Source organism: Burkholderia sp. NLJ2 (assembly GCF_049487195.1).
Classification (GTDB): Bacteria; Pseudomonadota; Gammaproteobacteria; order Burkholderiales; family Burkholderiaceae; genus Burkholderia; species Burkholderia pyrrocinia.
The window spans coordinates 1,416,878-1,429,307 of sequence record NZ_CP137810.1; the positions used below are offsets into that span (position 1 = coordinate 1,416,878).

The 12,430-nt window shown below is 66.9% G+C and carries 14 protein-coding genes and 1 pseudogene; 1 reads left to right on the forward strand and 14 read right to left on the reverse strand.

All coding sequences use genetic code 11. The features are described 5' to 3' along the window. Positions 1-40: 40 nt before the first annotated feature. From R9B84_RS28630 to R9B84_RS28675, 10 genes are read right to left on the reverse strand one after another with little or no spacing between them, the layout of a single operon-like run. Complete coding sequence (locus R9B84_RS28630) at positions 41-856, reverse strand: aspartate dehydrogenase (RefSeq protein ID WP_423763332.1); 816 nt, start codon at positions 854-856, stop codon at positions 41-43. Then, positions 849-2,516: a thiamine pyrophosphate-binding protein gene (locus R9B84_RS28635; RefSeq protein WP_423763333.1), complete on the reverse strand. Its 1,668-nt coding sequence runs from the start codon at positions 2,514-2,516 to the stop codon at positions 849-851. Before R9B84_RS28635 ends, R9B84_RS28630 begins: the two co-directional genes overlap by 8 nt. Next, complete coding sequence (locus R9B84_RS28640) at positions 2,509-3,306, reverse strand: SDR family oxidoreductase (protein WP_423763334.1); 798 nt, start codon at positions 3,304-3,306, stop codon at positions 2,509-2,511. Before R9B84_RS28640 ends, R9B84_RS28635 begins: the two co-directional genes overlap by 8 nt. After that, entirely contained in the window at positions 3,303-4,160 is an 858-nt protein-coding gene (locus R9B84_RS28645; RefSeq protein WP_423763335.1) for an IclR family transcriptional regulator, read from the reverse strand. The genes R9B84_RS28640 and R9B84_RS28645 overlap by 4 nt, the downstream gene beginning before the upstream one ends. Further along, the gene (locus tag R9B84_RS28650) at positions 4,157-5,053 is read right to left on the reverse strand and encodes an alpha/beta fold hydrolase (RefSeq protein ID WP_423763336.1); all 897 of its coding nucleotides are present in this window, start codon (positions 5,051-5,053) and stop codon (positions 4,157-4,159) included. Before R9B84_RS28650 ends, R9B84_RS28645 begins: the two co-directional genes overlap by 4 nt. A gap of 18 nt (positions 5,054-5,071) precedes the next feature. Continuing rightward, the gene (locus tag R9B84_RS28655) at positions 5,072-5,599 is read right to left on the reverse strand and encodes a cupin domain-containing protein (RefSeq protein ID WP_006489904.1); all 528 of its coding nucleotides are present in this window, start codon (positions 5,597-5,599) and stop codon (positions 5,072-5,074) included. A 29-nt stretch (positions 5,600-5,628) separates the two neighbouring features. Then, positions 5,629-6,399 (reverse strand): SDR family oxidoreductase, encoded by a 771-nt coding sequence (locus R9B84_RS28660; RefSeq protein WP_423763337.1) that lies wholly within the window; start codon positions 6,397-6,399, stop codon positions 5,629-5,631. Then, positions 6,392-7,462 carry a Rieske 2Fe-2S domain-containing protein gene (locus R9B84_RS28665; RefSeq protein WP_423763338.1) on the reverse strand — a complete coding sequence of 357 codons (1,071 nt, stop codon included), beginning with the start codon at positions 7,460-7,462 and terminating at the stop codon, positions 6,392-6,394. Before R9B84_RS28665 ends, R9B84_RS28660 begins: the two co-directional genes overlap by 8 nt. A gap of 55 nt (positions 7,463-7,517) precedes the next feature. Continuing rightward, positions 7,518-7,829, reverse strand: coding sequence for a recombinase-like helix-turn-helix domain-containing protein (locus R9B84_RS28670; RefSeq protein ID WP_175996230.1), 312 nt, complete (start codon positions 7,827-7,829; stop codon positions 7,518-7,520). 3 nt (positions 7,830-7,832) lie between these two features. After that, positions 7,833-8,150 carry a non-heme iron oxygenase ferredoxin subunit gene (locus R9B84_RS28675; protein WP_027789384.1) on the reverse strand — a complete coding sequence of 106 codons (318 nt, stop codon included), beginning with the start codon at positions 8,148-8,150 and terminating at the stop codon, positions 7,833-7,835. 446 nt (positions 8,151-8,596) lie between these two features. On the opposite strand from R9B84_RS28675, the gene R9B84_RS28680 reads away from it, so the two are divergent. Further along, positions 8,597-9,676, forward strand: a complete 1,080-nt coding sequence (locus tag R9B84_RS28680) for a porin (RefSeq protein WP_423763339.1) — start codon at positions 8,597-8,599, stop codon at positions 9,674-9,676. Positions 9,677-9,764: 88 nt separating this feature from the next. Here R9B84_RS28680 and R9B84_RS28685 read toward each other — a convergent pair whose 3' ends face one another. The 4 genes and pseudogenes from R9B84_RS28685 to R9B84_RS28700 form a co-directional block, all read right to left on the reverse strand. After that, positions 9,765-10,658 (reverse strand): IclR family transcriptional regulator, encoded by an 894-nt coding sequence (locus R9B84_RS28685; protein ID WP_423763340.1) that lies wholly within the window; start codon positions 10,656-10,658, stop codon positions 9,765-9,767. Between the two features lie 288 nt (positions 10,659-10,946). Continuing rightward, positions 10,947-11,426: a type 6 secretion system effector deamidase TecA gene (tecA, locus tag R9B84_RS28690; RefSeq protein ID WP_423763341.1), complete on the reverse strand. Its 480-nt coding sequence runs from the start codon at positions 11,424-11,426 to the stop codon at positions 10,947-10,949. A gap of 97 nt (positions 11,427-11,523) precedes the next feature. Then, a pseudogene (locus R9B84_RS28695) lies at positions 11,524-11,775 on the reverse strand (YbaB/EbfC family DNA-binding protein); the annotation flags it as partial. A gap of 136 nt (positions 11,776-11,911) precedes the next feature. After that, on the reverse strand, positions 11,912-12,118 hold the full coding sequence (locus R9B84_RS28700) for a hypothetical protein (protein ID WP_423763342.1): 207 nt from the start codon (positions 12,116-12,118) through the stop codon (positions 11,912-11,914). Between the last annotated feature and the right edge of the window lie 312 nt (positions 12,119-12,430).

Consider the following 12,430-nt stretch of genomic DNA (forward strand, 5'->3'; position numbering starts at 1 on the left):
CGGACGGACGTTCAATAGTCCGAATCTCTCGAAGCGCCGCTCAGATCACGCAGCGGGCCGCGCGGTTGCGCAGCGCTCGGATCGCGCTGAACGCCGTCAGCGCGGACGTCTTCGGGTTGTCGGGCAGCGGCTTGCCGCTCATTTCCAGCGACATCTCGCCGAATGCGCCGCGCGCGGTGAAGCGGTGCACGTTGCGCGCGACGGCCGGATCGGCGATCAATCGCACGCGCGTCGCATCGAGGCCGAGGCCAGCGAGCGCGACGGTCGCCGCGACGTTCGCGTTCTTCGGATACAGCCGCGCAGCGTCGCGTGCGGTGCCTTCGAAGATCACCTTCTCTTCGGTCATCGCGCGCAGGTCGCACAGTTCCTCGGCCGGCGTGCCGAGCCAGCCGAGCGGCGGCTTGCGGCCGACGTACAGCACTTCGTCGAGGCCGCCGTGCTTCGCCGAAGCAAGCGCATCGATGCCGCCGATCGCGCCGGACAGCAGCGTCAGCGTCGCGTTGCCTTCGTCGGCTGCCCGCGACAGCACGTCGAGCAGCGCGAGATCGGACAGCGCGCCGATCGATGCGACCGCGCAATCGGTGCCGGCCTTCAGCAGCGGCACGACGTGATCGACGAGCGCACTGTGGCCCGCGCATTCGAGCGCGAACTCGGGGCGGCGGGCCAGTGCGTCGACCGACGACACGACCTCCACCGCGCCGCCCAGCACGCCCTGCACCTCGGCGCGCTGGTGTTCGGGCACGATCACGTGCGCGATGCGCAGCGACGCATCGTGCTCGACCGCGTGGTACACGGCCGCGCCGATCGCGCCGAAGCCGATCATCGCGACGTCGACGGGTGCGTGTGCGTTACGCATACTGGCGCTCCGACGGCGCTTCCTTCTTCACCGGCGGGCCTGCGAACTGCGATGCGAACGAGCCGACCGACAGCATGTCGACCTCGACCATCACCGGCCCTTCCTTCGCGAGCCCGTCGCGCACGATCGCTTCGGCCTGATCGAGCGACGTGATCCGGTAATGCGTGAGACCGAAGCTCGCGCAGAACTGCGCGAAATCGGGCTGGTGCAACTGCACGAAGCAGCGGCGGCCACCGTAATGCGCGTCCTGGATGTTGCGGATCACGCCGTAGCACTGGTCGTTCATCAGCACGATCATCACGTTCGCGTTTTCCTGCACGGCCGTCACCAGCTCGCCGACATTGACCATCAGGCCGCCGTCGCCGACGAGGCACACCGTCTTCGCCGCAGCGCCCGCGAGCGCCGCGCCGATGCCCATCTGGATCCCCTGGCCGATGCCGCCGCCGAGCGCATGCACGCCCGCGCGCGGCTCGAAGATCTTCAGCAAGCGGTTGCCCCACGTGCTGTTCGAGATCGTCACGTCGCGCACCCAGTTGTAGTCGCGGCCGACGGCGCCTTGCAACGTATCGACGAGCTGCTTGTAGGGCCCGAGGCCCTTCGCCACATCGGCGACTGCCTGATCGCGGGCCGCCGCGAGATCGGAGGCGAACTGCGGATCGACCGACAGACGGCCTTCGAGGCGGTCGGCCAGTTCGGCCAGCACGCGCTTCGAATCGCCGTGCACGAACAGTTCGTTGCGGTAGCCACGGTTGTCGGCAAGCGCGTCGGCATCGACGCGGAACAGCGGCTGCGGCAGCGCGAGCTTGTACTTCAGCGTCTCGTTGCCGCGCAGGCGCGAGCCGACCACGACGAGCGCATCGCAGGTCTTGTAGAACGCTTCGACGGACGCGTGCACGTTGAACGCGCCGAGCGTCGCCGGATGATCCTCCGGCAGCACGCCGCGACCCTGCACGCTCGTGACGACGCCGAAGCCGAGCTTCACGAGGCGTTCGACTTCGTCGCGGGCGTGGCGCGCGCCGCCGCCGAGCCACAGCAGCGGGCGGCGCTTGGCCGCGAGCGCATCGGCGAGCTTCGCGACGCGTGCAGCGTCGTGCTCGCGCACCGTGATGTGCGCCGGCGCGAGATCTTCCGGCCATTCGATTTCGGCGGCCTGGATGTCGATCGGAATCTCGACCGACACGGGGCCCGTCGGCGCGGTCTGCGCGATACGCACGGCTTCGCGAATCGTCGGCAACACGGTTTCGACCGTGCGCACGCGGAACGCAGCCTTCGAGATCGCATCGAGCATCGACAGCTGGTCGGGCGCTTCGTGGATGTACGCGAGATCCTGGTCGAGGTACGGCGTCTCGATCTGCCCCGTGATGTGCAGCATCGCGGTGCCGGCCGTCAGCGCCTCGACCATCGCGCCGGCTGCGTTACCGGCTGCCGTGCCCGTGCTCGTGAACGCGACGCCGAGGCCGCCCGACACACGGGCCAGGCCGTCGGCCATGTTCACCGCGCCGGCTTCGCCGCGCGCGCCGACATACCGGATGTTGCCGCGCGAGTTGATCGCGTCGAGGATCGGCATGTTGTGGATCGAGATGACACCGAATGCGGTTTTCACGCCGCACTGCTCGAGAAAGGCGGCAATCAGCTCGCCAACCGTGGTTTTTTTAGACATGGCGTGCAAACCCTCCAGAAACGTCGATATGGCTGCCCGTCGTATAGGACGACAGATGCGTTGCGAGATAAAAAAGTGCCCAGGCGGCCTCGTCGGGCGTGCCGAAGCGATTCAGCGGAATGTTCTTCTTGCGCGCGAGCGCACCCGTCCACGCCTCCCAGCTTTCGCCGGCTTGCGCCTGCGCTTCGTAGCGCCGGCGCCACTGGCCCGACTCGACGATGCCGATCAGGATCGAGTTCACGCGGATGCGCTGCGGCGCCAGTTCGGTCGCGAGCGACTTCACGAGGCTCAGCACGCCCGCCCGCGCCGACGACGTCGCGACCATGTGAGGCTCCGGCTGCAGCGCGAGCAGCGAATTCACGCAGGTGATCGTGGGCGCCTGCGCGTCGCGCAGCAGCGGCAGGAACGCGCGCGTCGGGCGGATGATGCTGAAGTACTTCAGTTCGAGCTCTTCGCGCCAAGCGTCGTCGGTCGTATCGGCGAAGGTCGACACGCGGCCCTGGCCTGCGTTGTTCACCAGCATGTCGGCACGGCCGAAGCGCGCGGACACCGCTTGCGCGAACGCAGCCACGTCGGCTTCGTCGAGCACGTTGCAGCGCTCGGCGAGCAGTTGCGCGCCCGGATATTTTTCGCCGAGCATCGCCGCGGCGCGGGCGAGGCGGTCGCTGTCGCGGCCGCAAATCGCGACCGATGCACCGGCCTGCAGGAACCGTACGGCCGTCGCGAGGCCGATGCCGGACGAACCGCCCGTCACCACCGCAACCTGACCGGTCAGATCGATCTCAATCATCGGAGTCCCAATGCCTTCAAAAACGTGTGCTCGTCATCCGAGCGGTAGTTGAGCCGCCGCGACAGTTCCGCCGCCGCGCGCTGCACCTTGTCGATCAACCCGTCCGCAATCAGCGCCGCGTCGATCTCCGGCCGCGGCACCGTCACCGTGATGCACGCGACGATCCTCTGCGTCTCGTTGCGCACGGGCGCCGTGACCACCGAGATGCCGCGTTCGAACGACGAATTGCTGACGCCGTAGCCGCGCAGCGCATCCTCGCGAATCACTTCGTACAACGCATCGACCGTCTCCGGCGTCGCGCTCGTCATCCGGTTCAGCGTGCCTTCCGGATACAGCGAGCGCAGCTCCTTCAGCGACAGGTCGCCCATCAGCACGTGGCCGTGCGTCGTCGCATACGCGGGCAAGCGGGTGCCGACGTTCACGCGGATCGAGCTGAACACCGGCGACTGGCTCTGCGCCTTCGCGACGAACACGACGTCGCGGCCGTCGCGGATCACGATGTGCGTCGTGAAGCCGGTCGCGTCGCGCAGGCTCTCGATCACCGGCAGGCCGAGATCGGTCAGCTCTAGCGAGCTCAGGTATTCGAAGCCGAGCCGCAGCACGGCGATACCGAGCCTGTAGTTGCGATCCTTGTCCGCGCGCTCGAGGAAGCCGAGCGATTCGAGCGTCTGCAGCAGACGGAACACCGTCGTGCGCGGAATGCCGAGCCGCTTCGACAACTCGGGCGCGCCGAGCACGGGCTCGCGCGGCGAGAATTCGGCGAGAATCCGCAGCCCGCGTTCAAGGCCCGGCACCACGTAGCTGGCTTCGGCCTTCGCGTTCTCGGGTTCTTGTTGTTGCAGCGGTTCGTTCATCCCAGCCCTCGCTGCGTATCGCACTGACGGCAGAACGTGTCGATCAGTGCGGAATAAACGGCCGGTGCTTCCACGTACCCGGCATGACCGGCTTGCGGAATCACCTGCAACCCGACGTGCGCGGCCGCGGCGATCCGCTCGCATGCGGCGGGCGGCGTGATCGCGTCGTTCGCGCCGACGGCCACGGCCGTGCGGCCGCGAAAACCGGCGAGATCGGTCGCGAGATCGGCGTTCGCGAGCAGATGCGTGGCCTGCGCATAGCCGGCCGGCACGACGCGCGCCATGTTCCAGCGCACCCACGCGCGCGCATCCTCGCTCGCGAAACCGGACAGCATGTTGCCGCTGCGCTGCTCCGCGAGCCCGGCCGGGCCGAGTTCCGCGAGCATCGCGAGCCGCGCGTCGCGGCGCGATTCGCGCGTTTCGGCGGGCGCGCTGCCGTAGCCGCCCGCGGGCGACACCAGCAGCAGGCCGGCGATCCGCGCGGGCATCACGCGGGCGAGACCGCCCGCAACGATCGCGCCGAGCGAATGCCCGACCAGCACGCAGCGTTCGATGCCGAGTGCCTCGAGCCACGCGTTCAGCGACGCCGCGTAATCGGCGGCGGCCGGCGACGCGCCGTGCACCGGCGTCGACGCGCCATAACCGGGCGCATCCCACGCGAGCACGCGCCGCGATGCGCCGAGCGCGTCGAGCTGGCGCACCCACGATGCGGCGCCCGAGCCGATCCCGTGCAGCAGCACGACGGGCAGCGCGCGGCCTGCATGCTGCGCGCCGGCCTCGCGATAACCGATCGTGCCCGCCGCGCCGGCCGCGCAACGCTGCTCGGGAAACTGCCCGAGCAGCGCGGCGAATGCCGCGGTGCGGTCGCGTTCACGTTTGTCGATGACACTCATTGCTTCACCGGCTCCGTCTCAACGCTTGATCTTCGCGAGCGGCGAATCGGGCGGATACGTCGGCGTGATCGGCTTCGACGAGCCGAGCATCACGCACATCAGCGCGTCTTCCTCGCCGATGTTGATTTCCGTGCGATACACGCCGGGCGGCACCGAGATCAGGTCGCGCTCGCCGAGGATCGCTTCCCACGTCTCGCCGTCGCGCTCGCAGATCACCTTCATCTTGCCGCGCAGCACGAAGAAGATTTCTTCCACGTCGATATGGATGTGGCTCGGGCCGATGTTGCCGGCCGGGATGACCATCGTCGAGAACGTGAAGTTGCCGGCCGGCACCGTGTTGACGTCCTTCGCGACGCCCGTGCCGCCGGTGCCGACATAGCGCATCTGCGCACGGCGGTACTTCGGGTCGTAGTCGGCCTGGAACTTCAGTGCGTCCCAGTCGTAGCGCCGCGTCGCGTAGCGCGCAACGCGCCCTTCCATCCAGTCGTTGAAGCTTGCGCCTTCCGGCTGGTCCCACGACTTGCGTTCGAGATCGGCGTCCGCCATCGTCAACTCCTTCATCAAGGGTGAAAACATCAATTCATTACGAAGCCGCCGTTCACCGGCAGCAGTTGGCCCGTCACGAAGCGCGCGCCGTCCGACAGCAGGAACAGCACGGGGCCCGTCACGTCGTCGGGCACCTGCGCGCGCGTCAGCGCGCGGCCCTGCATGTAGAACGCATGACGCTCGGCCGGCACGTAGGCGGTTGCCTCGACTTCGGTCAGCCCCGGCGCGATCGCGTTGACCGTCACGCCGTGCGCACCGAATTCGCGCGCCTGCGCATGCGTCATCGCAATCACCGCGCCCTTGCTCGCGACGTACGCGAGCAGCTTCGGCGCACCCCACAGCGCGGTGTCCGATGCGAGGTTCACGATCGCGCCGCGGCCCGACTTCGCGAGGTGCGGCAGCGCCGCATTGCTGACGAGCCACACGCCGCGCACGTTGACGTTCATCACGGCGTCCCACGTCGCGACGTCGAGCTCCGTCGACAGCTTGCCGCCCGAGTTCGTGATCGCCGCGTTGTTGATCAGCGCGTCGATGCCGCCGAGCGCCGCCGCGCCCTGCGCGACGAATGCGTCGACGCTCGCCGGATCGGCCAGGTCGAGCGCGAAGAAATGCGCAACATGGCCGGCTTCCGACAGTTGCGCGGCAAGCGCACGGCCTTCGTCGGCCAGCACGTCGCCGAACGCGACCTGCGCGCCCGCGGCGACGAGCGCCTTCACGAACGCCGCGCCGAGACCGCGCGCGCCGCCGGTGACGAGCACGCGGCGCCCCGCGAGCGGCACGACCGGTGCGAGCTCAGCCATTCGCGGGCTCCGCAGCAGCTTGCGCCGCACGATGCGCGTCGAGCGCGGACAGGTGTTCCTGCGCGCGCTGGCGCAGCATCCGGCGCACGCGCGTGATGCCGACGTCGTGCTGGTACAGGTATTCGTGATCGCGCGCCTGCGGCGCGAGGCTTTCGAGGACGTAGCGGTCCTGCTCGAGCACGTCCCAGTGCAGGCCTTCGAGGCGGTTGCGGTACATGAAGCGCCACACGTCGCGCTGCCAGCCGCTGACCTTGCGCGTGCGCCAGAAGTAGACCTGGCAGTTGTCGCCGTCGACCGGCGTCGCGAAGCCGATGATCCCGAAGTTGCCGCCCGGGCCGAACTTCTGCTTGTACGGAATCGCAAGGCGCATCCACAGGCAGCCGGTTTCGCCGAGCTCGACCCAGTCGAAGTTCACGTCGCGCTGGCCGATCTTCTCGAACATCAGGCCCGTTTCCGTCTTGCGCACGCGCATGTCCGCCTGCTTGTCGCCTTCGGCCATCGAGTGCGACGTCGCATGCAGGTACGCGCCGTGCATCGGGTCCATCACGTTGTCGATCGCGTACTGGTAATTGCACTTCCAGTTCGACACGCACAGGAAGTGGCCGTACTCGTCGGCGACCAGTTCCTCGGGCAGGTTCAGCGGCGCCGGCTCGCCGTGCGCTTCGTCGCCGAACCACAGGAAGATCGCGCCGGCCTTCTCTTCGACCGGATAGGACTTCACGCACTGCGTGCCTTCGAGCGGACAGTTCGACACGGCCGGCACGCGGTTGACCGTGCCGCCGCCGTCGACTTCGATGCCGTGATACCAGCACGCGATGCTGCCGCCGAGATTCCAGCCGAGCGACAGGCGCGCGCCGCGGTGCGGGCAGCGATCTTCGAGTGCGTGGACCTTGCCCTCGTGATCGCGCCACAACACGATCTGCTCGGACAGGCGCGTCAGGCCGACGGGGGCGTTCGACACCTGCCAGCTCGGCGCGACGGGATACCAGTAGTTCTTGATGCCGCGGTCGAGATAGTCACGGACCGGGTCGCGTTGGGAAGCGTGTTGTGCGGGGGACGTCATCAGTGTGCTCCGGATACGGTTGTCGTCGGGTCGGCGGATCGCGCGCTCGGCGCGGTCATTCCGCGAGCGCGGCCAGTTCGGCGCGGAAGCGCTCCGGCGTCCACGGCGTGCCGTCCGGTGCGCGGAAGCCGATGCGGTTCAGGCCCGCGACGACGTCGTCCAGCTCGGTCGCGCCGGCTTCGAACACGCGTTCGAGCGCATCGCCGAGGTCGTTCTCGTACTGGGTCGGCTCGGCCTTGCGGTTCTGCCAGATCCGGTTCTCGACCTGACCGGGGATCTCGATCTGCCCCTTGCCGGCGACGTTGTTCGGCTGCGGCGCCACCCACGGCTTCAGGAAGGGATTGAAGTTGACGGTCGCTTCTTTCATCAGTTACTCCACCTTGATCTGGATTTCCTCGCCGGCGAGGCGCACCGCGTACTGCTTCAGCGCGCGTCCGCCCGGACCCTTCAGGCATTCGCCCGTCCTGATGTCGAACACGGCCTCGTGCAGCGGGCATTCGACCGTGCCTTCGTCGACGAACCCCTGCGTCAGCAGCGCGTACGCATGCGGGCACACGTTCTCGAGCGCATACACGTCGTCGCCGACGCGGTAGATCCCGATTTCGACGCCGTCGGTCCGCTTGAACTCGATCGGCGTGTCTTCCGACAGCGCGCCGGCATGTCCGGCGCAAATCCATTGTTCAGACATCTCACACCCTTCCTTCTGATCGACTCTCGGTTTGTTCCTTGTTTGTTCCATATCAGGAACATCAGTTTATGGATGGTGATTATAGGAGCGACTTTCCACGAGTAAAACAAAAAGCTGCATGCCCTAGGGAAAACACTGACCGTTGGGTCGGCGATCGTCTCCGCCTACCCTATTGAATGTAATTTTTTGTTTGGTGGCGGGGAGTTATACCCTTTTTGCGGGCTTTGCTCACCGCTGCCGCGCAGCGTGTCGAAACCCATCCGTCCCGAAAAAATTATTTTTGACCACCTGCGCGACGCCTCTATACTCCATTCCATCAGAGGCACACTGTTCCTTATATGGAACATACGAATGCCCATCCGGCGGTGGAACACGCGTGACGGCCGGCCGTCCCCGCGCATGCCGCCACGGCACGTTTTCATCAGGTTGGAGAGTCAGGAGATCAAATGGTCAAGCATGCGGTAGCAGCAGCAGTCATCGGGATGGGCGCCATGTCGGGCGCCTGGGCGCAGAGCAGCGTGGTGCTGTACGGCAGCCTGGATGCGGGCGTCGCGTACGTGAACAACGTCGGCGGCCATGCGAAGTGGGCGATGATCCAGGGCAACACGCAGCCCGATCGCTGGGGCCTGAAGGGCAAGGAAGACCTCGGCGACGGCCTGTCGGCGATCTTCCAGCTCGAAAACGGCTTCTATACGAACAACGGCCAGTTCGCGACCGCGAACACGATCTGGAACCGCGCGGCATTCGTCGGCCTCAGTTCGGACCGCTACGGCACGCTGACGCTCGGCCGCCAGACGCCGCTGTCGTTCGACTATCTCGATCCGCTCAGCACGGCCTACCTGGCGCTGAGCTGGTACGCATTCCACCCCGGCAACATCGACGGGCTCGCCGCAACCGGCAACGTGCCGTACAACAATTCGGTGAAGTACCGCTCGCCGACCTACGCGGGCTTCTCGGCCGCGGCGATGCTGGCGCTCGGCAACACGACGAACTTCTCGACCGGCAAGTCGGTCGGCGTCGCACTGAACTATGCGAACGGGCCGTTCAAGGCGTCGGCCGTCTACTCGAACGAACACGACCGCTCGATCCTGATCGGCCAGACGGGCATCGCTTCATTCCAGGGGCAGAACACCGCGAACGGCTACATCGCGAACAAGGTCGAGAACATCGGCGCGGGCGCGTCGTACCAGTTCGGCGACTTCCTCGTGCATGGCCTCTACACGCGCACGAAGATGCAGTCGAACGGCTTTTCGGATACGTTCCAGAGCTATGACGCGGGCGTGAACTACCGCAGCAGCGCGTTCAACACGATCGCGGGCGGCGCGGCGACCACGACGCTGGCCGGCCGCCGCTGGACGCAGGTCGAGCTCGGCGACATCTATGCGCTGTCGAAGCGCACGCAGCTCTATGCGAACGTGCTGTACGAGCACGGTTCGGGCGGCGCGAAGGCGGCGTTCTTCACGGCCGGCGTATCGAGCACCGCGAACCAGGTGATCGTGCTCACCGGGATCCACCACTCGTTCTGAGCGGTTTCGCGCGTTCGGCGTCCGAAACGACAAGAGCGGCCCGCGGGCCGCTCTTGTCGTTTGCGATGCCGGATGCGTCGCCTGCGTGTCAGAACATCGCGACCTTGTGGCGCGCGTGCGCGAACGTCGGGTCGCTTTCGAGCGGGCGATAGTTCAGGCGCTGCGACAGGTCGACCGCCGCACCGCACACGGCTTCGACAAGCCGCTCCTTCTCGCCGGCCTCGCCGATCTCCGAGCGCGGCACCGTCGCGGTGATCGCCGCGACGATCGAGCCCGAATGATCGCGCACGGGCGCGGTCACGGCCGAGATGCCGCTTTCGAACGCCGCCTCGCTGACCGCATAACCGAGCCGTGCGTAATGGCGCACGCGTTCGTACAGTTCGTCGACGGTGCCCGGCGTGCGCTCGGTGAACTGCTCGAGCCGCTTTTCCGGATAGAGCTGGCGCAGCGCGTCGCGCGTCAGGTCGCCCATCAGCACGTGGCCGTGCACGGTCGCATGCGCGGGCAAGCGCGTACCGACGTGCACCTTCACCGAACCGAACATCGACGCATTGCTCTGCGCCTTCGCGACGAACACGACGTCGCGCTGGTCGCGGATCAGCAGGTGCGTCGAAAAGCCGGTGGAATCGCGCAGCCGTTCGAGCACGGGCGCGCCGAGATCGGTCAGTTCGAGCGAGTTCAGGTATTCGAAGCCGAGCCGCAGCACGCCGACGCCGAGCCGGAAATAGCGGTCGCCATTCACGCGCTCGAGAAAACCGAGCGCCTCGAGCGTCTGCAGCAGGCGGAACGTGGTGGTGCGCGGGATGCCGATGCGCTTCGACAATTCGGGCGCGCCGAGCACGGGCTCGCGCGCCGAGAATTCGGCAAGGATCCGCAGCCCGCGTTCGAGCCCCGGCACCAGATAGGACGAAGCACCGCCGGACGACTCGTCGTCGCCGGACGCGGCAGGATCGGAGGCGTCGCTCATCGTTGTCTTGACCATGTGGACATGGACGGAAGGAAATCAGTCACGAAACAGGTCATGGATCGTCGTGGATATTCAGTCATGCTACTCCCGCGCACGCACGGGCTCGCACCCGCGCACTGCGCCGCGATGCAGCATGCGCATCCGCGACCCCATGCAGAGTCATTCACGGTCGAGAGGATAGCAGCGATGGACAGCGCGACGCCATGCGGAAATGGCCGAACGGCGGGAACACGGCGGCCCGGCCGTTGCCCGCCACGAGCCGCTGAAGGAAAGCGACCGGCTCTGTATTCGACGCCGCGCCGCCTACAGGCGCGACAGGTGGACCCGGATGTTCGCGCGGTCGTACGTAAAGCCGCCGGCCGCATCCTGCTCGAGCACTCGCGCAAGGTCGACCGCATACATCCATCCGCTGCCCAGACGGCCGCCGTTTACGGCCCGGATCCGGCTGCCGCCGACCGCGATCGCGGCATGAAAGACATTGCCGCCGCGCGAGAAACCGACCGCGGTTCCCGCCGGAATGCTGGCGCGCCCGTCCCACTGGTCGCCGGTCTCGAAGTTGAACCGCGTCCTCCAGTGCTGACCGATCGTGTCGAGCAGCACACCGGGCGCGATCATCGCATCGCCGCGCAGCAGGTATCTGACATAGGCCGCGGCGTCGTAGCAGACGCCGCCGGACACGTACTCGTTGATATCGGCCATGCCGTACATCAGCGCTTGCGCATGTTTCTGCTTTTCGGCGAAGCCGGATTGGGCGACATGGCCGCCTAACTGGGTCAGTTGCATGGGTAGGTCCTTTTGAGGAAAAAGGGCATCGTCGCCCCGCCAACGCAATAACCTCATATCTTATTACGATATCCGCCGATATCGGCCGGCGCGGGCGTCACGGCATGCGCGCCGCCGACGACGGTGCGGCGGCCGCCGCGTCAGGATTCGGCGCAAGCCGCAAGCGCACGCGCAACGGCTGCAGCATGTCGGGCGGCGGCGGCTCGGCCAGCGGGCCGCCGGCCGTGAGCAGTTGCCGCAGCGTCGCGTCCGCGTCGGGATCGCCCAGCGACGCGCATTCGACGCGCGTGACCGCGCCGTTCGCGCCGATCCATGCGCGCACGACGATCGCGGGCGGCGGTGCATCGGCGCACCGCATGCGATATCGCGCGATGCGCGCATCGCGGCAGACGGGAAACTGGAAACTGGAAACGATCGGAAAAAACCGTCCGGCAGCGGACGGTACGCGGTGAAGACGATCCTCGGGCGGGATCGACGCGACGGCGTCAGGCCGTCACGGTGTCGTCATACTCGGCGCGGGCAAGCTGGCCGGCGGCGTAAGCTTCGGCTTCGCCGCGAAAGCCTTCCCGACTGAATGCAACGACTTTCACCCCGACGCCGGTCGCCCGCTTCACCGTCAGCGCCCATTGCCATCCGCCGTCTTGTTCGAAGACGTGCAGCGAGGGTTCGAAGGAAGGGTCGATTACGGTCACGCGTTATGCTCCTGCCCCCTTGCGCATTGCATCGGCAACGCACGGGGCATGTCGAAAGGGTCGCGCCGGGATACGACGCGTTTCAGCCATTCGACAGTCTAGTCAATGATTGTTGCGACGCACCATCAGAGGTTTCACTCATCTATCGGAACCCGACGGTTGATCGAATATGCCTGAAGCCCATATGGGACAAGCCTCAGAGCCGTTCCAGGCAGCACGGTAAATCGCTCATGCGGCAACGTGCCGCACGCGCCGTCGATTGCTTCTATCGCTCGTTCATGGGTCGCGAAAAAGGGGCGGGAATCGCCCGGC